Origin of the sequence: Nocardioides daedukensis (genome assembly GCF_013408415.1) — a bacterium.
In the GTDB taxonomy this organism is placed as follows: Bacteria; Actinomycetota; Actinomycetes; order Propionibacteriales; family Nocardioidaceae; genus Nocardioides; species Nocardioides daedukensis.
The window spans coordinates 2,172,608-2,193,943 of record NZ_JACCAA010000001.1; the positions used below are offsets into that span (position 1 = coordinate 2,172,608).

General features: G+C 69.6%; 20 protein-coding genes. 6 read left to right on the forward strand and 14 right to left on the reverse strand.

Features of this window, described 5'->3' with window-relative positions:
• Positions 1–11 precede the first annotated feature (11 nt).
• A complete protein-coding gene (locus tag BJ980_RS10720) occupies positions 12–299 on the reverse strand; it encodes a type II toxin-antitoxin system RelE/ParE family toxin (RefSeq protein ID WP_218855474.1) in 288 nt (95 codons plus the stop codon).
• Positions 296–574 (reverse strand): type II toxin-antitoxin system Phd/YefM family antitoxin, encoded by a 279-nt coding sequence (locus BJ980_RS10725; protein WP_179502279.1) that lies wholly within the window; start codon positions 572–574, stop codon positions 296–298. Before BJ980_RS10725 ends, BJ980_RS10720 begins: the two co-directional genes overlap by 4 nt.
• A 91-nt stretch (positions 575–665) precedes the next feature.
• Here BJ980_RS10725 and BJ980_RS10730 point away from each other — a divergent pair, with 91 nt between their 5' ends.
• The 3 genes from BJ980_RS10730 to BJ980_RS10740 all read left to right on the forward strand — a co-directional run bounded on the left by BJ980_RS10730 (position 666) and on the right by BJ980_RS10740 (position 4,638).
• The gene (locus BJ980_RS10730; RefSeq protein WP_179502280.1) at positions 666–2,159 is read left to right on the forward strand and encodes a M1 family aminopeptidase; all 1,494 of its coding nucleotides are present in this window, start codon (positions 666–668) and stop codon (positions 2,157–2,159) included.
• Between the two features lie 60 nt (positions 2,160–2,219).
• Positions 2,220–3,698 (forward strand): carboxyl transferase domain-containing protein, encoded by a 1,479-nt coding sequence (locus tag BJ980_RS10735; protein WP_179502281.1) that lies wholly within the window; start codon positions 2,220–2,222, stop codon positions 3,696–3,698.
• A gap of 64 nt (positions 3,699–3,762) precedes the next feature.
• Positions 3,763–4,638 carry an SDR family oxidoreductase gene (locus BJ980_RS10740; RefSeq protein WP_179502282.1) on the forward strand — a complete coding sequence of 292 codons (876 nt, stop codon included), beginning with the start codon at positions 3,763–3,765 and terminating at the stop codon, positions 4,636–4,638.
• A gap of 10 nt (positions 4,639–4,648) precedes the next feature.
• Here BJ980_RS10740 and BJ980_RS10745 read toward each other — a convergent pair whose 3' ends face one another.
• The 10 genes from BJ980_RS10745 to BJ980_RS10790 form a co-directional block, all read right to left on the reverse strand.
• Entirely contained in the window at positions 4,649–5,626 is a 978-nt protein-coding gene (locus tag BJ980_RS10745) for a DUF2804 domain-containing protein (RefSeq protein ID WP_218855475.1), read from the reverse strand.
• 34 nt (positions 5,627–5,660) lie between these two features.
• The gene (locus tag BJ980_RS10750; RefSeq protein ID WP_179502283.1) at positions 5,661–7,136 is read right to left on the reverse strand and encodes a dihydrolipoamide acetyltransferase family protein; all 1,476 of its coding nucleotides are present in this window, start codon (positions 7,134–7,136) and stop codon (positions 5,661–5,663) included.
• 12 nt (positions 7,137–7,148) lie between these two features.
• On the reverse strand, positions 7,149–8,123 hold the full coding sequence (locus BJ980_RS10755; protein ID WP_179502284.1) for an alpha-ketoacid dehydrogenase subunit beta: 975 nt from the start codon (positions 8,121–8,123) through the stop codon (positions 7,149–7,151).
• A complete protein-coding gene (gene pdhA, locus BJ980_RS10760; RefSeq protein WP_179502285.1) occupies positions 8,120–9,310 on the reverse strand; it encodes a pyruvate dehydrogenase (acetyl-transferring) E1 component subunit alpha in 1,191 nt (396 codons plus the stop codon). Before pdhA ends, BJ980_RS10755 begins: the two co-directional genes overlap by 4 nt.
• Positions 9,311–9,551: 241 nt before the next feature.
• Positions 9,552–11,600, reverse strand: coding sequence for a Fe(3+)-hydroxamate ABC transporter permease FhuB (locus BJ980_RS10765; RefSeq protein ID WP_179502286.1), 2,049 nt, complete (start codon positions 11,598–11,600; stop codon positions 9,552–9,554).
• 19 nt (positions 11,601–11,619) lie between these two features.
• Entirely contained in the window at positions 11,620–12,603 is a 984-nt protein-coding gene (locus tag BJ980_RS10770) for an ABC transporter substrate-binding protein (RefSeq protein WP_218855476.1), read from the reverse strand.
• A gap of 53 nt (positions 12,604–12,656) precedes the next feature.
• Positions 12,657–13,472, reverse strand: a complete 816-nt coding sequence (locus BJ980_RS10775; protein WP_179502287.1) for an ABC transporter ATP-binding protein — start codon at positions 13,470–13,472, stop codon at positions 12,657–12,659.
• A gap of 84 nt (positions 13,473–13,556) precedes the next feature.
• Positions 13,557–14,483: a cation diffusion facilitator family transporter gene (locus BJ980_RS10780; RefSeq protein WP_218855477.1), complete on the reverse strand. Its 927-nt coding sequence runs from the start codon at positions 14,481–14,483 to the stop codon at positions 13,557–13,559.
• The gene (locus BJ980_RS10785; RefSeq protein ID WP_246279957.1) at positions 14,483–14,824 is read right to left on the reverse strand and encodes an ArsR/SmtB family transcription factor; all 342 of its coding nucleotides are present in this window, start codon (positions 14,822–14,824) and stop codon (positions 14,483–14,485) included. The genes BJ980_RS10780 and BJ980_RS10785 overlap by 1 nt, the downstream gene beginning before the upstream one ends.
• 311 nt (positions 14,825–15,135) lie before the next feature.
• A complete protein-coding gene (locus BJ980_RS10790; RefSeq protein WP_343047782.1) occupies positions 15,136–16,656 on the reverse strand; it encodes an MFS transporter in 1,521 nt (506 codons plus the stop codon).
• A gap of 76 nt (positions 16,657–16,732) precedes the next feature.
• Between BJ980_RS10790 and BJ980_RS10795 the strand changes: the two genes are divergently transcribed.
• Genes BJ980_RS10795 through BJ980_RS10805 form a run of 3 tightly spaced genes read left to right on the forward strand, consistent with a single transcriptional unit; the run spans position 16,733 to position 19,397 of the window.
• Positions 16,733–17,272 (forward strand): TetR/AcrR family transcriptional regulator, encoded by a 540-nt coding sequence (locus tag BJ980_RS10795; protein ID WP_179502291.1) that lies wholly within the window; start codon positions 16,733–16,735, stop codon positions 17,270–17,272.
• 56 nt (positions 17,273–17,328) lie between these two features.
• Positions 17,329–18,960 carry a GMC oxidoreductase gene (locus BJ980_RS10800; RefSeq protein ID WP_179502292.1) on the forward strand — a complete coding sequence of 544 codons (1,632 nt, stop codon included), beginning with the start codon at positions 17,329–17,331 and terminating at the stop codon, positions 18,958–18,960.
• Positions 18,957–19,397, forward strand: coding sequence for a hypothetical protein (locus tag BJ980_RS10805; RefSeq protein ID WP_179502293.1), 441 nt, complete (start codon positions 18,957–18,959; stop codon positions 19,395–19,397). Before BJ980_RS10800 ends, BJ980_RS10805 begins: the two co-directional genes overlap by 4 nt.
• Positions 19,398–19,408: 11 nt before the next feature.
• On the opposite strand, the gene BJ980_RS10810 is transcribed toward BJ980_RS10805, so the two are convergent.
• Both BJ980_RS10810 and BJ980_RS10815 read right to left on the reverse strand, forming a co-directional pair.
• Positions 19,409–20,404, reverse strand: coding sequence for a glutathione S-transferase family protein (locus BJ980_RS10810; protein WP_179502294.1), 996 nt, complete (start codon positions 20,402–20,404; stop codon positions 19,409–19,411).
• Positions 20,401–21,315: a DUF2510 domain-containing protein gene (locus tag BJ980_RS10815; RefSeq protein WP_179502295.1), complete on the reverse strand. Its 915-nt coding sequence runs from the start codon at positions 21,313–21,315 to the stop codon at positions 20,401–20,403. Before BJ980_RS10815 ends, BJ980_RS10810 begins: the two co-directional genes overlap by 4 nt.
• Between the last annotated feature and the right edge of the window lie 21 nt (positions 21,316–21,336).

The window sequence follows — 21,336 nt, forward strand, 5'->3', positions numbered from 1 at the left end:
AGGTCGGCCGCTCAGGGGGCCCGGTAGGCCTCGGAGCGATGCGCGACGCGGACGATGCCGACGACCCGAACCTCGTCGTCGATCTCGTAGATGATCCGATAGTCGCCGCGGCGGGCACTCCACAGGCCGGCGAACTCAGCCACGAGTCGCTTGCCGCGGCGTTGTGGGTTGTCCGCCAAAGCGACGAAGGCGAAGGTCACCAGTGCCTCGGCGATCCGAGGTGGGACCTTGTGGAGGGACCGGACTGCCGCGGAGCTGAGGACCACTCGATAGGGACCGGACGTGCGTGACTCGCTCACTCGCGAGGCGCCAGGCCAAGGGCTTCTCGTGCCTGCGACTCGTTGAAGCCCGCGCCCTCGGCCAGCTCACGCCTCGCTTCGGCAATGTCGTCGTGGATGCCGGGGACGGCCTGCCAGTGGAGGGTCTCCTGAAGTGAGTCCCAGTCTTCGACGGAGATCAACATCGCGGCCGGTCGCCCGCGGCGGGTGATCGTGATCCGCTCATGCATGGTCACTGCCTCGTCGACCAGCTCGTTGAGCTTGGCCTTGGCCTCGGTGAGCGGGATTGTCGTCATGGTGCAATGCTAGCCGACAGACCCGAAAACAGGTCTGCTGTCGGTTTCAGCTTCGGGGTTGCAACCACGGGAGTCGGGCAGACTTGCCCGTGTGAAGCCGAAACTCATCGGGTCCCTCGCCAGCCTGGTCGCACTCGTCGTGGTCGCGGCCGCGATCGTCTTCGTCCTCAACCTGGTCAGCGACCCCGGGGACGTCGGCTCACCCGTCGGCAAGGCAGCCACCCCGCGCGAGCCGACCACGAGGAAGCAGGCCGACCCCAACGACACGGCGTACGACCCGGCCCTGAGCACGCCCGTCGAGGACAGCGTCTATCCCGACGTCGGTGACCCCGGCGTGGACGCGTTGCACTACGACCTCGACCTGTCCTGGGACCCGGTCAAGCGCGTCCTCACGGGCACCGCTGAGATCGCCTTCCGTTCCACGAAGGACCAGGCGGCGATCAAGCTCGACTTCGACGATCACCTGCAGGTCACCCAGACCACGCTGGACGGCGACGAGGTCGAGGTCGTCCATCGGGGCAAGGACCTGACGGTCAAGGCCGCGGTGCAGAAGGACGGACGCCACCTCCTCACGATCACCTACACCGGCACGCCCGAGCCCTGGCCCGCACCGACCGATCGCGGCGACTTCTCCACCACCGGTTTCACGATCACCGAGACCGGCGACGTCTGGACGATGCAGGAGCCGCACGGCGCGTTCACCTGGTATCCCGTCAACGACCAGCCCGCCGACAAGGCCTTCTATGACTTCACCATCACCACGAACGCGCCGCGCGTCGGTGTGGCCAACGGCCAGCTGGTCGAGCGCACGGAGGTCGACGGCAAGTCGATCGCCCAGTGGCACCTGGACAGTGCGGCGTCGTCCTACCTGATCACCATTGCCATCGCCGACTACGAGATGACCGAGGACAAGACGCCCAGCGGGGTGCCGCTGACCTACTGGACCGAGCCCGGCAACGCCGCACAGGCCGAGGCGATGGCCTATACGCCCGAGGCGATCGAGTTCCTCGAGGGCTATCTCGGCCCGTTCCCGTTCTCGTCCATGGGCTCGGTCGTCGTCGCCTCGCAGAGCGCGATGGAGACGCAGCAGATGATCACCTACGGCAACACGGCATACACGCTGTCCAACGACGTCGTCGTCCACGAGGTCGCGCACCAGTGGTACGGCGACATCGTGTCACCCTCGGACTGGCGCGACGTGTGGATGAACGAGGGAATGGCGATGTATCTCCAGCTGATCCACGAAGCGGAGGTCACCGGCCGGTCGCTCGACCAGTTGATGGACGCCTATGCCGACCCGGAGGCGAGCGAGCGCAAGGAGGCCGGCCCTCCCGGTGACTACGACCCGACGAAGTTCGGGCGCAGCAACATCTACTACGGCCCCGCGCTGATGTGGCACGAGCTGCGCAAGCAGCTCGGCGACGAGAAGTTCTGGGCGATGGTCAAGAAGTGGCCGACCGTGGACCCGATGGGCAACCCGACCCGCAAGGAATACCTCGACTGGGTGGAGAAGGAGACCGGTGAGGAGCTCAGTGACTTCTTCGACGGCTGGCTCAACTCACCGACCACACCCAAGCGTTCCTGATCTCTTCCACGAGGAACGCTGGGTCGAGGTGGCCACGCCGCGGTGGATTAGCCTTCGAGCGTGAGCACCGAACGCCTGACCGCGCACCAGCTGATCGATCTCGTCCTCGACACCGACTCCTGGACCTCGTGGGACGCCCCGCCTGCCCGGGCCGGGATCAGCGGTGACTATGCCGAGCAGCTGGTGCGCGCCGAGGAGAAGTCCGGCGTCGACGAGTCGGTGATCACCGGCGAGGGTCTGATCCGCGGACGACGGGTCGGCGTGCTCGTCGGGGAGTTCACCTTCCTGGCCGGCTCGATCGGCCGCGACGCTGCCGACCGCCTGGTCGCCGGCATCGAGCGGGCCACGGCCGCCGGCCTGCCGCTGCTCGCCGCGCCGATCAGTGGCGGCACCCGGATGCAGGAGGGCACACCGGCCTTCGTGCAGATGGTGCGGATCAGTGCGGCCGTGGCGCAGCACAAGGCGGCGGGCCTGCCCTACCTGGTCTATCTGCGCAACCCCACCACCGGCGGCGTGATGGCCTCGTGGGGGTCGCTCGGCCATGTCACCGTTGCCGAGCCCGGCGCACTGACCGGGTTCCTGGGGCCGCGCGTCTATGAGGCGCTCTACGGCAAGCCGTTCCCCGAGGGCGTGCAGACCGCGGAGAACCTCTATCTCCACGGCATCATCGACGCCGTGCTGCCGCCGGACGCACTGGCCGACATCGTCGACCGGGCCCTGGCCATCCTGCTCGCGCCGCGGGCCGGGATCGCCTCCGTCGCCGCGCCACCGACCGACGAGATCCCCGACGTCGACACCTGGGATGCGGTGACCCGTTCCCGCCGACCGGACCGTCCCGGCGTACGCCGTCTGCTCAAGTTCGCCGCCACCGACGTGGTCCCCCTCAACGGCACCGGCCAGGGAGAGGCCGACCCGGGCCTGCTGATCGCACTGGCTCGGTTCGGTGACGCCCCGTGCGTCTTCCTCGGCCAGGACCGCCGCGGGCAGACCACCGACCACCCGATGGGCCCCGAGGCGCTGCGCGAGGCCCGCCGCGGGATGCGCCTGGCCGTCGAGCTCGGCCTGCCGCTGGTGACCGTGATCGACACCCAGGGCGCGGCCCTGTCCAAGGAGGCCGAGGAGGGCGGGCTGGCCGGCGAGATCGCACGTTGCCTGGCCGACCTGGTCACCCTCGAGGCGCCGACGTTGTGCCTGATGCTCGGCGAGGGCAACGGCGGTGGGGCGCTGGCGTTCCTGCCTGCCGACACCGTGATCGCGGCCCAGCACGCCTGGCTCTCCCCGCTGCCCCCCGAGGGTGCGAGCGCGATCGTGCACCGCGACCTCGACCACGCCCCCGAGATGGCCAGGTCCCAGCAGGTGCGGGCGATCGAGATGCACTCCCGCGGGATCGTGGACCGGATCGTGGCCGAGAAGCCGGACGCCGCCGACGAGCCGGAGGAGTTCTGCCGACGGGTCGGCGCGGTGCTGGAGTTCGAGCTGGCCGAGCTGTTGGCAGCCGGCCCCGGGTCGGTGGAGGCCCGCAGCGCGCGCTACCTGTGACCCGGGCTGTGCGAGGCGTGGAACGGTTCGGCTCACGCCTGCCCGGAGCCGCTAGGTTCGGCGCATGAAGACCTACACCGTCACCGGCGCAGCCTCCGGCATCGGCGCAGCCACCACCGCACTGCTGCGCGAGCAGGGCCACCGAGTGATCACCATCGACCGACGCGACGCCGACGTCGTCGCGGACCTCTCGACCGCAGCCGGTCGCGCCGACGCCGTGGCCGCAGTACGCGAACAGACCGACGAGCTGCACGGCGTCGTCGCCTGCGCTGGCCTGGCCGGCATCAGCGGCAGCGACTCCCAGCTCCTGGTCTCGGTCAACTACTTCGGTGCCGTCGAGGTGGTCGCCGGTCTGCGCGACCTGATGGCGGCCACCGAGGGGGGCGCCGCGGTCGTCTTCCTCTCCTCCAACTCGACCACCTGCCAGCCCGGTTGGTCGGCGCCGTTGGCCAAGGCCTGCCTCAAGGGCGACGAGCAGGCTGCCCGCGCGCTCGCCGCGAAGGTGCCCGCCGTGATGGCCTATCCCGCGACCAAGGCAGCCGTTGCCTGGTGGGCGCGTCGCGAGGGAGTACGTCGTGACTGGGCCGGGTCGGGCATCCGCATCAACGCCATCGCACCGGGTCTGATCGCCACCCCGATGACCGACGAGGTCCGCGGCGACCCGGTCTTCGGCAAGTTCGCCGACACCTATCCGACCGCCCTGCGCCGGCCCGGACGCCCCGACGAGGTCGCCTCGCTGATCGCCTTCCTGCTCTCGGACGCTGCCTCCCTGATCGTCGGCGCGGTGGTCACCATCGACGGCGGCACCGACGCGATCAAGAACCCCCGGCGACCGCGTGGCCTGGCCACCGGCCGGGTGGCGAGCAAGGTCGCAGGTGTCGCGCTGGGCTCGGTGGCGACGGCTTACTCAAAGTTCGGCAAGCGCACGCCGGCCAGCTGAACCGGCTCGCTCACCAGCGGTTGCGGGCTTCCTCGGCCCAGCCGACGAGCCCGTCGAGATCGACTCGCTCGCCCTCGTCGGTGCTCGCCCAGCCGGAGAAGTGGCCGAAGCACTGGTGGGTCTCGCCGGCGAGCACCAGCAGGTTGGTGGTCGCGACGCGCTCGTGGAACGGCGTGAACTCGACCTGCACCCGCTCACCGTCGATCCGCCACGGCTTCAGCCATTCGCTGCGGTCGTAGGTCCAGCGCAGGTCCTCGTGGATCTTGTGCAGCCAGCCGTCGACGAAGAGGCCGTTCTCGCTCTGCCCGGTCCGATCGGTCCACTTGCCACCGAGGTTGATCGCCAGGTCGCCGCCGGGTCGGCTGCCCGCGGCCCAGTTCCAGGTCATCGAGTAGGGCCACTTCCCGCGGCCGTGGTCGAGCACCGCGAACGAGTCCGCACTGCTCACCGGGTGCTCGACTCCCTCGATCGTGAGCGTCCCGTCAACGGGGCGCCCGACGTCCTTGAGGGTGTACTGGAAGCGGCGTTCACTCCACGGCACCAGCACCCCGAGCGCGTCATTGCCCGCCCCGATCCGCAGGTCGAGCGCGACGTCCTCGGCCTGCGCGGTCAGCCGGACCGATCCGTCGCCGGGTTGCGCGATCCGGATCTCGAAGTCCTTGCCGCGGGCGTACGCCGTACCGACACCGCTCGTGGGCGGCAGCACGGTTCCGCGCGCCAACGGCACGACCGCCTCCGGACTCAGCTCACGACCGGTCGCCCGGTCGAGAACGTAAAGGCTGTGCACCCCGGCATAGTCCAGCGACGACACGACGACCCCGACGATGTGGGTGGGGGTGACGATCCCCCAGTATTCCCAGCGCTTGTTCCGGCCCCAGCCACGCAGGTTGGCGGTGTGCAGGGGCGTGCGGGACCAACCGATCGCCTCGGGGTTGAGCCGGCCGTGGGGCAGGCAGAGGTCGGCGGGTTCGGTGAGCTCGCGGGGCATGGGCAGATTGTGCCCGACCATGCCCCGCGACTGCTCAGAAGAGGAGCGCGCTCGCCGGGTCCTCGAGGATCGAGGCCACGTCGGCCAGGAACCGCGAGCCCTTCTCACCATCCACGTGCCGGTGGTCGAAGGACAGCGCCAGCGTGGTGACGTCGCGGACGCAGAGCTCGCCGTCCTCGTCGACCCACGGCTTCTTCTTGATCGAGCCGAAGCAGAGGATCGCGGACTCGCCCGGGTTGATGATCGGCGTACCGGCATCGACCCCGAAGACCCCCACGTTGGTGATCGTGAAGGTGCCACCGCTCATCTCGGCGGGCTGGGTCTTGCCGTCGCGCGCGGTGCGGGCCAGCGCGGACAGGGCCTCGGCGAGCTCGAGCAGCGAGAGCTGGTCGGCGTCCTTGACGTTCGGCACGACCAGGCCCCGCGGGGTGGCCGCGGCGATGCCGAGGTTGACATAGTTCTTGAAGACCACCTCACCCGCGGCGCCGTCCCAGAACGAGTTGATCTCGGGGGTACGTCGCATCGCCAGCATCACCGCACGCGAGAGCACCAGCAGCGGTGAGACCTTGACGTCCTTGAACTCGCGCCGCTTCTTGAGCCGCTCGACGAACGCCATCGTGGCCGTGACGTCGATGGTGATCCACTCGGTGACGTGCGGGATCGTGAACGCGGAGTCCACCATCGCCTGGCCCATCATCTTGCGGACACCCTTGATCGGCTCGCGGTGCTCGCGCTGGGACTGGTCCCGGTCGGCGGTTCGTCCGCTGGGCGCGCCACCCGCAGATTCGGTGACGCCAGAGGCACCGCCGGCGGCAGCCTGGACGTCGTCACGGGTCACGGTGCCGTCGGGACCGGTGGCGCGCACCGATCCCAGGTCCACGCCGAGGTCCTTGGCCAGCTTGCGCACCGGTGGCTTGGCCAGCGCGCGGACGCTACCGGTCGCTGCCGGGGGAACCATCGCCTCCCGGTGCGGCTCGCTCGCCGGGACCGCGGGAACTGCCGGCTCGTCGGCCTCGATCACCGGCTCGGACTGTGCACCGCCGGGCGCGAAGGCACCCTGGACCTGCATCTGGGTGGCGGCGGCCGACTCGCTGGCCGGCGATGCCGACCCGCGGCGAGGACGGCGTACCGGACCTCGCTCGGCCTTCATCCGACCGACCAGGGACTCGCCCTCACCGCCACCGGAGGCCGCCGGGTTGGACAGGTCGATCTCCATCGTCGACCCGTCAGTTGTTGACGCCGGAGCGGCGCCGGAGGGGTCAACAACTGCCGACTCGGGGTCTCCGACGGAGATGATCGGCGTCCCAACCTCCACCATCTGGCCCTCGTCGACCATCAGGGCCAGCACCGTGCCGGCATAGGGCGAAGGGAGCTCGACCAGGGACTTGGCGGTCTCGATCTCGACGATCACGTCGTTGATCTCGATGACGTCGCCGACCTTCACCTTCCAGGACACGATCTCGGCCTCGGTGAGACCCTCGCCGACATCGGGCAGCTTGAACTCAGCCATCGGTCAGCCTCCTCAGAACTCGAACGAGCGGTCGACGGCGTCCAGGACCCGGTCGAGGTCGGGGAGGTAGTCCTCCTCGATCCGCGACGGCGGATAGGGGGTGTCGAAGCCCCCGACGCGCAGCACCGGAGCCTCGAGGGAGAAGAAGCACTGCTCGGTGATCCGCGAGGCGATCTCCGAGCCCATCCCCAGGTTGACGTGCGCCTCGTGCACGACGACGGCGCGGCCGGTACGGCGTACCGACTCCAGCACCGGGCCCATGTCCAGCGGCGAGAGGGTGCGCAGGTCGATCACCTCCAGCGAGCGGCCCTCGGAGGCAGCGGCGTCGGCTGCCTTCAGGCAGGTCTTCACGGTCGGGCCGTAGGAGAGCAGGGTGAGGTCGGTGCCGCTCTTGACCACGCGTGAGGTGAACAGCGGCGCGGGCAGCACCGACTCGTCGAGCTCGGCCTTGTCGGCGTGATATTGCCGCTTGGGCTCGAGGAAGATCACCGGGTCGTCGGAGGCGATTGCCTGCTGGAGCATCCAGTAGCCGTCGACCGGGTTGGAGCAGGCGACCACCTTGAGGCCCGGGGTGTGCGCGAACTGCGCCTCCGGCGACTCCGAGTGGTGCTCGACCGCACCGATGCCGCCACCGAAGGGGATCCGGATGACCATCGGCATCTTGGTCTTGCCCTTGGAGCGGAAGTGGATCTTGGCGACCTGGCAGACGATCTGGTCGTAGGCGGGATAGACGAAGCCGTCGAACTGGATCTCGACGACCGGGCGATAGCCGCGCATCGCCATCCCGACCGCGGTGCCGACGATGCCGGACTCGGCCAGTGGCGAGTCGATGACCCGGTCCTCGCCGAAGTCCTTCTGCAGTCCGTCGGTGATCCGGAAGACGCCACCGAGGGTGCCGACGTCCTCACCCATGATCAGGACCTTGGGGTCGTCCTCCATGGCCTTGCGCAGCCCCATGTTGAGGCCCTTGGCGAGTGTGATCTTCATGCCGACGCCCCTTCCTCGGAGAAGGAGGCGTGATAGGCGATGAACTCGTCCCGCTGCTGGGTGAGCTCCTCGGGCATCTCGTCATAGACGAGGTCGAAGATGCCGCGCGGATCCGGGTCCGGGAGCGACTTGCAGCCCTCCCGCAGGTGGTGACCGAGCTCGTTGGCCTCCTGCTGGACGGACTCGAGGAAACCACCCTCGACCAGCCCGTTGCGCTTGAGGTAGGCCTCGACGCGGGCGATCGGATCCTTCAGCTTCCAGTGCTCCACGTCGGCCGAGAGCCGGTAGCGGGTCGGGTCGTCGGTGGTGGTGTGGGCACCCATCCGATAGGTGTAGGCCTCGATCAGGGTCGGGCCCTGCCCCTCGCGCGCGCGCTGCAGTGCGGCCTGGGTGACGGCGTACGTCGCGAGCACGTCGTTGCCGTCGACCCGCACGCCGGGGAAGCCGAAGCCGAGGGCGCGCTGGTAGAGCGGGATCCGCGTCTGGCGCTCGATCGGCTCGGAGATCGCCCACTGGTTGTTCTGGCAGAAGAAGACCACCGGGGCGTTGTAGGAGGCGGCGAAGATGAAGCCCTCGTTGACGTCGCCCTGCGAGGAGGCGCCGTCACCGAAGTGCGCGATCACGGCCGCGTCGCGGTCCGGCTCGCCGGTGCCCACGACGCCGTCGCGCTGCATGCCCATCGCATAGCCGGTGGCGTGCAGGACCTGTGCGCCGATGACGATCGTGTACTGGCCGAAGTTCTTCTCGGCCGGGTCCCAGCGACCGTGGTCGACGCCGCGGAAGAGGCCGAGCAGGTCGAGCGGGTCGATCCCGCGGCACCACGCGACGCCGTGCTCGCGATAGGTCGGGAAGACGTAGTCCTGGGGGCGCAGGGCGCGGCCGGCGCCGATCTGGGCGGCTTCCTGACCGAGCAACTGGGCCCAGATGCCGAGCTCGCCGTGGCGCTGCAGGGCGGTGGCCTCGGTGTCGATGCGCCGGGTCAGCACCATGTCGCGGTAGAAGCCGCGCAGCTGCTCGGCGCTGAAGTCCATGTCGAAGTCGGGGTGGTGGACTCGCTCGCCCTCGGGGGTGAGCAGCTGGACCAGGTCTGGTCCGCCGTCCTGCTGCGAGGGGCCGAACACCTCGACGAGGTCTGGCCCGAACTGATCCGTGCGGACCTGATCCGTGCTGGTGGGATCCGGGGACATCGCGTCCACTCCTTCTCTTCGCCGGACTGCGGGGTCGCCGCGCCGGGTGTGGGAACAGGTGCCCGGGTCCCGGCGTCATGGGTGGTACGCCGTGGGTCCCGGACGGTGTGCTGGTCGTGCGTCAATGGCGCGGATCCGCACCTTGTGACGGGCACCACACCATTGAACTTCAAGGTACCGGTCGGCCCCGGCCATCGCCAATCTGGCGGCGGCGTCGTGACCAGATGGTTGTGAACCGGTCTCAGGCCCGCGATCGCCAGAGCAGCCAGACGAAGTATGGCGTCCCGATCAGCGCGGTCACCATGCCTGCGGGGACCTGATCGGGCGCGATCACGTTGCGGCCGAGGGTGTCGGCCACGCTGACCAGGATCGCCCCGAGCAGCATCGCCACCGGCAGCACCCGGATGTGTCGTGAGCCGACGATCGCGCGGGCCGCGTGCGGCGCGACCAGGCCGGTGAAGACGACCAGGCCGATCGCTGCCGCGGAGGCGGCGGTGAGCACGACCGCGGTGACCAGGAGCAGCAGCCGGGTCCTCTCCAGCGACAGGCCGAGGACGCGCGGGGTGTCGTCGTCCAGGGCCATCACGTCGAGGTCGTTGCGGTGGCGCAGCAGGATCGGCAGGCCGAGGAGCACCACGATGATCAGCGGGACCACCTGCTCATAGGTCCGGCCATAGGTCGAGCCGTTCAGCCAGGTCAGCGCGAGCTGGGTGTCATAGGGGCTGGAGCTGATCAGGATGAACGAGATCAGCGCCTGGCCCACGGCGGCGACACCGACCCCGACGAGCACCAGCCGGATCGAGTCCAGGCCACCGCGCCAGGAGACGGCGTACACGATGGCGAACGCGACGGCCGCGCCGATCAAGGCCGAGATGTTGATCAGCCACAGGGCGGAGATGCCGGCGAACGCGATGCAGGTGATCGCGCCGACCCCGGCGCCGGCGGTGACGCCCAGCAGGCCGGGCTCGGCGAGCGGGTTGCGGCAGACCGCCTGGGTGGCGCAGCCGGCCAGGGCCAGGGCAGCGCCGGCGAACGTGGCGGCGAGGAGCCGCGGGACGCGTTCCTCGAGGGTGTAGGTCACGTAGTTGCCGGAGTTGCCGCCAAGCCAGTTGACGACGTCGCCCATCAGCAGCCGGTCGTCGCCCATCAGGGACCAGCCGTGGCCCGCGAGCAGGCCCAGGACGGTGGCGCCGGCGAGCAGCACCACCAGGCCGGTGACCAGCGGGACGGTGAACTTGAAGGGGGAGCCGGTGCGGCTGCGGGCCGACGGCGCTTCGGGGACGGTGCCGCCCTGGCGGAACGTGCGGGCGACCCCGACCAGGACCATCGCGCCGAAGAAGGTGGTGGCGACACCGGTGGGTACGCCGGGTGCGAACGGTCCGCGCGGCACCAACCGCATCAGCACGTCGGCCAGGACGACCAGGACGATGCCGATCATCCCGGAGAGCGGCAATAGGACCCGGTGCTTGTGGACGTCGTTGATCCAGCGGCCGGACAGCCGTGCCATCACCGGGGCGCAGAGGCCGATGAAGCCCATCGGGCCGGCGACGGTGACGGCGAGTGCCGCGAGCAGCACGGAGAGCAGCACGGCGACCAGCTGGATCAGTCGCACGTTGACGCCGAGGCTGGTGGCCGCGTCGTCGCCGAGGGCGATCAGGTCGAGACGGCGCGAGAGCAGCAGCGAGACCAGTACGACGACGCCGACCACGACCGCGCCCTTCACCGGGGCGTCCATGCTGATCTGGACGAGGTTGCCGTTGCCCCAGGCGAAGAGGCTCTGGGTCTCCTCCTCGAAGAGGAGCAGCAGCATCCCGGTCATCGAGCCGAGGGCGAGCGCGAGCGCCGAGCCGGCCAGGACCAGACGGGCCGGTCCCGAGGCGCCGCCGGAGAGGGCGAGCACCACCGCGGCACCGACGAGTCCGCCGGCGAACGCGACGCTGCCCTGGCCGATCAGCGGGAGCGAGAGGCCGAACGCCGCCACCAGGGTGGCGGCGAACCAGGCGCCGCCGTTGATCGCCAGGGTGTCCGGCGAGGCGAGCGGGTTGCGGGTGACCGACTGCAGGAGCGCGCCGGAGACCCCGACGGCCAAGCCGACGACGACGCCGGCAAGCAGGCGCGGGAGCCGCGAACCCATGAACACGTCACGGGTCAGCTGGTCCCCGCGCCCGATGGCGAGGTCGAGCAGGTCGGCAAGGCCGATCTCGGAGGTGCCCTGCGTCAGGTGCACGGCGCTGGCGGCGAGCGCCACCAGGGCGAGTCCGAGGAATCCGGAGAGACTGCGCAGGGTCACGAGCGTTGGATCACTCGGGTCACTTGGTCAGGTCGGCGACGACCTGGTCCACGAACTCCTGCGCTGAGACCGGACCACCGAAGGTCCAGACGCCCTTCTCGAGCGGGTAGAGGTGGTCGCTGGTGACGAACTCGAGCTTGTTCCAGATCGGGTTCTTGGCGAGCTCGTCACCGAACACGTCCTCGGCCTCGACCGGGCTGTTGTAGAAGAAGCGGACGTCGTCGCCGAGCTTGGTCAGGCCCTCGGGGTCGGTGGTGCCCAGGCCCCACTCCTTGTCGACCTCGCCAGTCCAGGCGTTCTTCAGGCCCAGGCCCTCGGCCAGGTCGGACATCAGCGAACCCTCACCGAACAGGCGGATGGTGACGGTGGCGCCCTCGGCCCAGCCGTCCGCCATCGCGAACTTCGCGCCGGCGGCGTCGCTCTCGGCGATTGCCTTCTTGCCCGCGTCCAGCGAGGCGTCGAGGTCGCCGATGATCTTGTCGGCCTTGTCGGTCTTGCCGACGGCCTCGGCGATCGTCTTGACGTTCTCCTTCATCAGGTCGAGCTGGCGGGTGCCGTCGGCTGTGTCCAGGACCAGGACGGGCACGTCCTTGTCCTCGAGCTGCTTGACGATCGCCTCGGGGCTGGTGGAGTCGGCGATGACGAGCTCGGGGTCGGCCTTCATGATCTCGGTGAAGCTGGGCTCGGCGCGCTTGCCGACGTCCTTGACCGAGTCGTCGACCTGGGCGTTGGCGACCCAGGTGTTGTAGGCGTCACCGTCGGCGTGCGCCACCGGCATCACACCGAGGCTGACCAGGGCTTCGGTCTGCATCCACTCCAGCGACACAACGCGGGTGGCGGGGCTGTCGAGCTCGATCTTCTCGCCGCGCGAGTCGGTGATCGAGACCGGGCCGCCGGCATTGTCGCCGGACTTCGCGTCGTCGGTCGTCTCGGAGGTGCCGCAGGCGGACAGGGCGAGGGCCAAGGGGAGGCCGATCAGGGCAAGGCTGTGCAACTTCTTCACGGGGACGGTGTCCTTCTTGGTGGCGGAGTGGTGAGGTGGGACCGGCTGGTGGTTCAGGCCAGCTGCTGGAGACGACGTACGGTGCGATGCACCGGCTGTACGCCGACCTGCGAGGTGACCGGGTCGCGGGTGATCGCGACCGGGAGGCCATAGACCGCGGAGACGCGGTCGGCGGTCAGGACATGGGCGGGTGAGCCGGTCGCCTGGATCACGCCCTTGTGGAGCATGGTGATGTCGTCGGCGACGTCCGCGGCCTGGTTGAGGTCGTGCAGGACCACGCCGACCGCGACGCCGTGTTCGTCGGCGAGGTCGCGGACCAGGTCGAGGATGTCGACCTGATAGCGCATGTCGAGGTGGTTCGTGGGCTCGTCGAGGAGGAGTACGTCGGTCTGCTGGGCCAGACAGCAGGCCAGCCAGACCCGCTGCAGCTCGCCACCGGAGAGCTCGTCGACGCCGCGCTCGGCCATCTCACTGACGCCAGTGACCTTCATCGCCCAGGCGATGGCCGAGGCACCTTCGGGGTCCTTGGCGCGCCACTTGCCGCGGTAGGGGTGACGGCCGAACTCGACCACCTCGGCAACCGGGACCCCCGATGGCACCGGTCGGTTCTGGGAGAGCAGGGTGATCACCCGGGCGAACTCGCGCTTGCTCAGGGTGGAGACAGCCTGGTCGCCGAGGGAGAGCGTGCCGGCATCGGCCTTGTGCAGCCGGGCCATCGCGCGCAGCAGGGTGGACTTGCCGCTGCCGTTGGGGCCGACCAGAGCGTGCACCCGGCCGGGCTCGACGCTCAATGAGGCGGCGTGCACGACGGTGCGGTCGTGGTAGGAAAGCTCCAGACCCTCACCACGGAACACGTTCTCTTCACTCATGCAGGCAAGGCTAACCTAAGTTGGCCGTTCGGGTACAGGCGACCGTCATTTGAACGCGCTCGCGTCTGCACGCTGCAGTCCTGGTCAGTCGCACTCCGCGGCGCCGAGGTCCTCGTGCTGTCGGTGGCTGACCGGCTCGACCTGGAAGGTCGAGTGGTGCAGCTCGAAGTGGCCGGCCGCGCACTCCTGCAGCTGGTCGAGCACTCCCCCGACGCCGATCCGGGCCAACATCTCGTCGGTGACGGTGACGTGCGCGGAGAGGCTGGAGAGTCCGCTGGTGATCGTCCAGGCGTGCAGGTCGTGCACGTCGGTGACACCGGGCACGGCCGCAAGGTGCTCGCGCACCTCGGCGAGGTCGAGGTCGGCGGGCGCGATCTCGAGGAGCACCCGCACCGAGTCGCGCAGCAGGATGAAGGAGCGCGGCAGGATCATCACCGCGATCACCAGGGAGGCAATCGAGTCCGCGCGATGGAAGCCGGTGGCCACGATGACCACCCCGGCGATGACCGCGACCACCGAGCCGAGGAGGTCGGCGAAGACCTCGTTGGCCGCACCCTTGAGGTTGAGCGACCCGGTGTCGGAACGGTTCAGGATCATCATCGAGACCGCATTGGCAGCCAGGCCGACGAGGGCGAACGCGATCATCGCACCGGCCTCGACCTCGGTGGGATCGGCCAACCGGGTGATCCCGGCATAGGCCAGGTAGCCGCAGACGCCCAACAGGACAAGGGCGTTGAGCAACGCGGCCAGGATCTCGGCACGGTGATAGCCGAACGTCGAGCCAGGCCCGGGGCGCAGCGTGGCGACGTACGACGCCCCCAGTGCAAGGAGGACTGCGGCCGCGTCGGTCGCCATGTGTCCCGCGTCGGCGAGCAGGGCCAACGAGCCGGTGACGAACGCGCCGATCACCTCGACCACCATCACCGTGGCAGTGACGACGAGGACGATCTGGAGCCGCTTGCGGTCCTCCGCCCGGCCGGTGGCGTGCGTGTGCGCGTGCCCGTGACCCATCAGCGCGCCCAATCCGAGTGCCGGACCACGGCGTCGACCGCGTGCTCGGCCTGGTTGAAGGCGACCTCGACGAGCTCGAGCGCGTGCTGGTTGGCCAGGCTGTAGAAGACCCGGTTGCCGCCCTGGCGTGTGCTCACCACGCGACTCATCCGCAGCTTGGCGAGGTGCTGCGAGACGGCGGCCTGGGACTTCCCGACCTCCTCGGCGAGCACGCCCACCGACTGCTCACCGTCGCGCAGGGCGAGCACGATCCGCACCCGGGTGGCGTCGGCGAGCAGGGAGAAGATCTCGACCGCCACGGGCAGGTGCGCGTCCAGCTCTTCATCGGTATATGCATGCATGCGCATATAGTGACGTAGGCGCGCGCCTCCCCGCAAGGGGTTGGACACCTAACTGATGGGTGGGCGGTGTGCTCGAGGGCTCGCACAACCAACTGATGCCTTGGGCGAACTGCTGGAGGGGTCGCTCACCTAACTGATGCTTTGGGCCCCGTCAGAGGCACTTTCGGGCCCCAAATGCATCAGTTAGCTCGACTCCGGCTGCCAACGCATCAGTTAGGAACACGCCGTCCGACGAACCCATCAGTTGGTGCCGACCGAGCAGCCAACCCATCACTTAGCGCCAGCGCAGGCACCAACCCATCAGTTACCGATCAGACTCGACCACGCAGGATCCGCGCCGCACCGAGAGCCACTGCGAAGCAGAGCACGCTCGCAATGGCTGCGGTGAGGGTCACCCCGGAGTCGAAGGCGTGGCCCGCGGAGGCGAGCAGGGCATCGGCCGAGGCGGTGGGCAGGTCGGCGGCGACCTCGACGGCACCGCCCATGGTGGCGCGTGCCTGCTCGGCTGCGCTCTCACCGACGGTCACCGGCACCGAGATGCCCTGGCGGTAGGCGAGGTTGAGCAGGCTTCCCAGCACGGCGGTCCCGAGCACGGCGCCGACCTCATAGGCAGTCTCGGAGACTGCGGAGGCGGCCCCCGCCTTGGCGGGAGGAACCGCGCTGAGCGCGAGGTCGTTGGAGACGGTCTCGGCCATTCCGACGCCCGCGCACACGACCACGAAGCCGACGAGCAGGGCGAGGCCCGAGCCGGTGTGGCCCAGGGCTGAGACCACCAGATAGCCGATGGCGTTGAGCAGCACCCCGACGACCATCACCGGCAGCGCGCCGAAGCGGCGTACGAACGGCACGGCGGCCAGTCCCAGCACGACCGTGACGACCAGTCCGGGCACCATCATCAGCGCCGCCTCGAGGGGCGAGTGGCCGGCGATCAGCTGCAGGTGCTGGGCGAGGAAGTAGATGAAGCCGACCAGCGCGAAAATGCTGACCAGGTTGACCATCAGCGCGACCGAGAAGATCGGGTTCGCGAACAGGCGTACGTCGAGCATCGGGTTGCGGCGCACCAGCATCCGGCGCACGAACGCGATGCCGCAGGCGAGACCGAACGCGGCGATCAGCATCGTGGTGCCGGTCGGGCCGTGGGTGGCCAGCTCCTTGATCGCATAGACCAGCGCGCCCAGCGCGCCCGTGACCAGGGCGATGCCGGCCGGGTCGATCGGGCCGGGCTCGGGGTCGCGGGACTCCGGGACCAGCCGCGGCGCCAGGACGAGCAGCGGGATCAGCACCGGCACCGCGATCAGGAAGATCGAGCCCCACCAGAAGTGCTGGAGCAGCCAGCCGCCGACGATCGGGCCGAGCGCCGCCCCGGCGGAGAAGCCGGACATCCAGATCGCGATGGCGGTACGCCGCTCCGTGGCGTCGGTGAAGATGTTGCGGATCAGGGAGATCGTCGCCGGCATCAGCATGGCGCCGAAGATGCCGAGCAGGGCACGGGCCACGATCAGCCATCCGGCGGAGGGGGCGAAGGCGGCCAGGGCGGAGACGGCGGCGAAGCCGATGCCGCCGGTGAGCAGGATCCGGCGGCGACCGAACCGGTCACCCAGGGAGCCCATCGTCACCAGCAGGGCGGCCAGCACGAGCGGGTAGATGTCGATGATCCAGAGGATCTGGTTGCCGCTCGGAGCCAGGGATCGCGACAGCGAGGGGACCGCGAAGCTGAGCGCGGTGTTGTCGATCGAGACCAGCAGCACCGGCAGCATGAGCACGCCAAGAGCGGCCCACCGCGCGCGGCGGGTGAGCTGCTCGGGAGCGAATTCGAGCTGGTGGATGGTCACCCGATTACTATACCGTCCGGCCGGTACAGTTACGAACGAATCTGCGGTGACCTCCGCCACTGGATAGGGTCGCCCCATGAGCCGCCCGCCGAAGGCCCGCAACAAGGCGCTGCTCGCCTATTGCGAGCTTCTCCGACGCGACGGTGAGCGCGCCACCACGATCGATGCGGTGGCGGCTCGCGCGGAGCTGTCCAAGGGCGGAGTGCTCTACCACTTCCCCAGCAAGGAAGCGCTCGCCGAGGCCGCCCTCGAGGAGTTCCGCCTCAGCTGCGAGCAGGACCTGGCCAGCATGGCCGAGGCAGCAGAGGGGCCGGCTCGGCACTACGTGCGGACCTCGTGGACCAGCGGTTCCGACCTCGACACCTACTACATCGCGATGCTCCGACTGGCGCAGTCGTCGTGGCAGCCTGCGGTGGAGGCTCTCGAGTGGGTGCACCAGGCCTGGCTCGAGCTCATCCAGGAAGAGGTCGGCGACCGCTACGCCGCCGAGGCGATCATGCTGATCGGCGAAGGCCTCTACCACCACTCCTCCATGCCCGGCGAATGGTCTCGTGGCACCTTCGCCCGCTCGGTCGAGCACCTGCTGGAGCTCGTCGATCACCTCAAGCGCTCCTGACTTCCAGGAGCTGAGCGGCACTCGCGGAGCGAGGCCTTCCCACAAGGAGCACTGAATTGGGTTCGCAACGCTTTGATGCCGATGTGCTCGTCATCGGCAGCGGGTTCGGTGGTGCAGTCACCTCGCTGCGGCTCGCCGAGGCCGGGCACCGGGTGGTCTTGCTCGAGAAGGGGTCCCGGCACACCGACGAGGACCTGCTCCGCGCCCGCAAGGACCCGCGGGCCTACCTGTGGCAACCCAGCCTCGGCATGCGCGGCTTCTTCTGGCAGCGGATCCTCCGCCACGTCGCGGTGATCGGCGGCACCGGAGTCGGCGGCGGATCGATCGTCTGGGCCGGCGTGCTCCTCGAGCCGCCGCGCGCGTTCTATCGCGACGGCGCCTGGGCCGACCTGCACGACGACTGGGAGAGCGAGCTGGCGCCCCACCTCGCCACCGCGTCAGCGATGCTCGGGCGGGCGCGCACGCCGTTCGTCGGCACGATGGACCACCACCTCGAGGACACGGCGCGGGCGATGGGCGCCCACTCGACGTACGGCCCGGTCCCGGTGGCGATCCACTTCGGTCGCGAGGGCGTCACCGAGCCCGACCCTTTCTTCGACGGCGCCGGCCCGGAGCGCACCGGCTGCCGCCTGTGCGGCGAGTGCCTGCTCGGTTGCCCCTACGGCGCGAAGAACCAGCTCACCCGCAACTACCTCTGGCTCGCCGAGCGCGCCGGCGCCCGGATCGAGCCGGAGTCGCAGGTCACCGAGATCGCGCCCCTGGCCGAGGAGGGGTACGTCGTCACCGTGCGGCACCCGTGGCGCAAGGAGCCGACGCGGACCCTGCGCGCGCGACGCGTGGTGGTCTCGGCAGGCGTGCTCGACACCGTCGAGCTGCTGCTGCGTTGCCGCGACGAGCTGGGAACCCTGCCGAACCTCTCGGCGCGACTGGGCGAGTCGGTGCGGACGAACTCGGAGGCGATCACCGCGGTCCTGCACGAACCGGGCACCGACCTGTCCCGCGGGCCGACCATCTCAAGCGACTTCCACCCCGACGACGTCACGCACGTGACCCAGAACCGCTACATGGGTGGGTGGCACATGCGCTTCCAGCTCGGTCCGCTAGTCGATGGCCACCGGCCGCTGCGCCGGGCCCTGGCCACGTTGGCCGCCATCCTCTTCGGACCGCTGCGCCAGGCGCGCACGCTGGCCGGGCGCAAGCTGCTCGAGCGGCTCACGGTGCTGACCGTCATGCAGAGCACCGACAACGCGCTGCGGCTGCGGTTGAAGCGCGGCCGGTTCCTGAGATGGCGCAGCCACCTCAGCTCCGAGCTGCCCCACGGCGCGGCCGTGCCCAGCTATCTGCCGATCGCCAACGCCACCGCACGCACGATGGCCGAGGTCACCGGGGGCCGAGCGATGAACCTGCTCGGCGAGTCCGTCGGCGGCCTGTCGGTGACCGCGCACGTGCTCGGCGGTGCCGTGATGGGTGCCGACGCCGAGACCGGCGTGGTCGACACCAACCACGAGGTCTTCGGGCACCCGGGCCTCTATGTCGTCGACGGCAGCGTCATCCCCGCCAACCTGGGCGTGAACCCGTCGCTCACCATCACCGCGATGGCCGAACGAGCGGCCCGGCTGGTGCCGCCGCCTCCCAACGCCGAGCCCGCAATCCACATTTCCGCCCGACCCGTCCCGGAGACCCGATGACCACCGCACCCACCACCGTCCTGCAGGCCCGCCGTGCCTGGTCGAGCCTGCCCACGCCGGACCTTGCGAGCCTCGAGGGCCGCTGGGAAGCGTCCTTCCTGGCCCCGTTGCGCACCGTGGCTCCGCGCGGCCTCGGCCTGATCGGGCTGCCGCGGTGGTTCGGCAAGCAGTTCACCGGCGACACCGGGATCAACCTCCTCCACACCACCGGCGGTGGCCTCGAAGAGACGCTGCCGATGCGACTCGGCGAGGATGCCTCCTGGGCCGACCGGCGCCCGGTCGCGGTCGTCTCCTATGCCGCCGACGCCCCGCGCCCGTGGCGCTGGATCCGCGACGAGGTGCGGATCCTGGACACTGACACCCTGCTGGGCATGACGTTCACCGACGGGCCCGGCGTACGCCGCCTGGGTCTGCCGTTCCTGCTGCGTCGGAGCTGAGCCTCAGCGAGTCACGAGCGGCCGTGCGCCGAGTGCCACTCCTCCAGCGAGGGCCCCTTCGGGATGATCCCTGAGGGGTTCACGTCTGTGTGCACGACGTAGTAGTGCGCCTTGATCTGGTCGAAGTCGATCGTCTCGCCGAACCCGGGCGTCTGGAACAGGTCACGCGCATAGCCCCACAGGGCCGGCATCTCGGTGAGCTTGTTCCGGTTGCACTTGAAGTGCCCGTGATAGACCGGATCGAACCTGGCCAGCGTGGTGAACAGGCGTACGTCGGCCTCGGTGATCGCGTCGCCCATCAGGTAACGACGGTCGGTGAGCCGCTCCTCCAGCCAGTCCATCGCCGTCCAGAGCCGGTCGTACCCCGCCTCGTAGGCCTCCTGCGAACCGGCGAAACCGCACCGGTAGACACCGTTGTTCACCTCGGTGAAGATCCGCTGCATCACCGACTCCATCTCCTCGCGGAGATCGTCGGGCCACAGGTCCGGGGCATCGGGCCGGTGGTGGTCGCGCCACTCGAAGAAGAGGTCGTGGGTGATCTGCGGGAAGTCGTTGGTGACCACGCCCTTGGTCGGTACGTCGACCATCGCCGGCACCGTGATCCCGCGCGGATAGTCGGGGAACCGGGCGAAGTAGGCCTGCTGCAGGCGCTCGAAGCCGAGCACCGGGTCGACACCACCGGGGTCGAGGTCGAAGGTCCAGCTGCGCTTGTCGTGCGTGGGCCCGGGCAAACCGATCGAGATCACGTCCTCGAGGCCGAGCAGGTTGCGCACGATGATCGCGCGGTTCGCCCAGGGGCAGGCCTTCGCCGCGACCAGCCGATACCGGCCGGGCTCGACGGGCCACACCTGCACGTCGCGAGGACTGTCCTTCGACCCGCTCGGGAAGCGGTCGTCGAGTGGGTCGAGCGAGGACCCCGACGCCAGGATCCGGTCCGGGATGTAGTTCATGTCCCGGGCGAACTCCTGCCCCTTGCTGACATAGGTCGGGGTGTTGTCCTCGGTCATGAGCAGCGCGCTCCCTCGACCAGCCAGGTGCCCGACTCCTGGATCACCGAGTAGGTGCAGTTGCCGGTCTTCGGGGTGCTGCCGTCGATCGTGAACGACTCGGTGGTGTCCACCTCGGCCTTCTCGCCGACCATCCGGGAGCCGGTGATCTCGTATTCGGCCGAGTAGCCGGGGTTCGGGGTGAAGCCGTCGCAGTCAGGGATTGCGGCCTCGGCCGCACCGGTGACGTGGCTCTTCATCGTCGGGCAGTCCTGCCGGGTGACCGCGTCGAGATAGCCGGTGACCGCAGTGACCGCCGGTCCGGCGTCGCCACCGGGCGCGGGGCTGGTCTGGGGGTCGATCGGCGACGTCGTGGGGTCGTCCGAGGTGGGCCCGTCGGTCGGCTCGTCGGTCGGCTCGCTGGACTGCGACGACTCGGGGTCGTCGGCCGACTTGTCGTCATCGTCGCCGCCGGCGATCAGGAAGGCGGCCACTGCGCCAGCGATGACCAGCAGGAGCACGGCCACGATGGCGCCGATGATCAGCGGGGTCTTGGACTTCTGGGGAGTGCCCTGACCCGACTGCCAGGGCTCCTGCCCCTGGGCACCGGCCGGTCCGCCCTGCCAGGACTGCTGCTGTCCGCCCTGCCAAGGCTGCTGGGCACCCTGTTGTTGGGCACGCTGCCAGGACTGCTGCTGGCCGTACGCCGATTGCTGCTGCGCGCCGCCCTGCCAGGCCTGCTGACCCTGCTCGGGCTGGGCCTGCTCCGGCTCAGCCGGCTGGGCGGGCTGGCTGGACTCGGCGGACTGGCTGGGCTGGGCCGGGTCGACTGCCTCGCCCGAAGGCTGGGTCTGCTCGGTCCAGGCGTTGCCGTCCCAATAGCGGGAGTCACCATTGGCGTCCGGGTACCACCCGGCAGGCGGATTGCTCATGGGGACATGCTTTCACGTCAC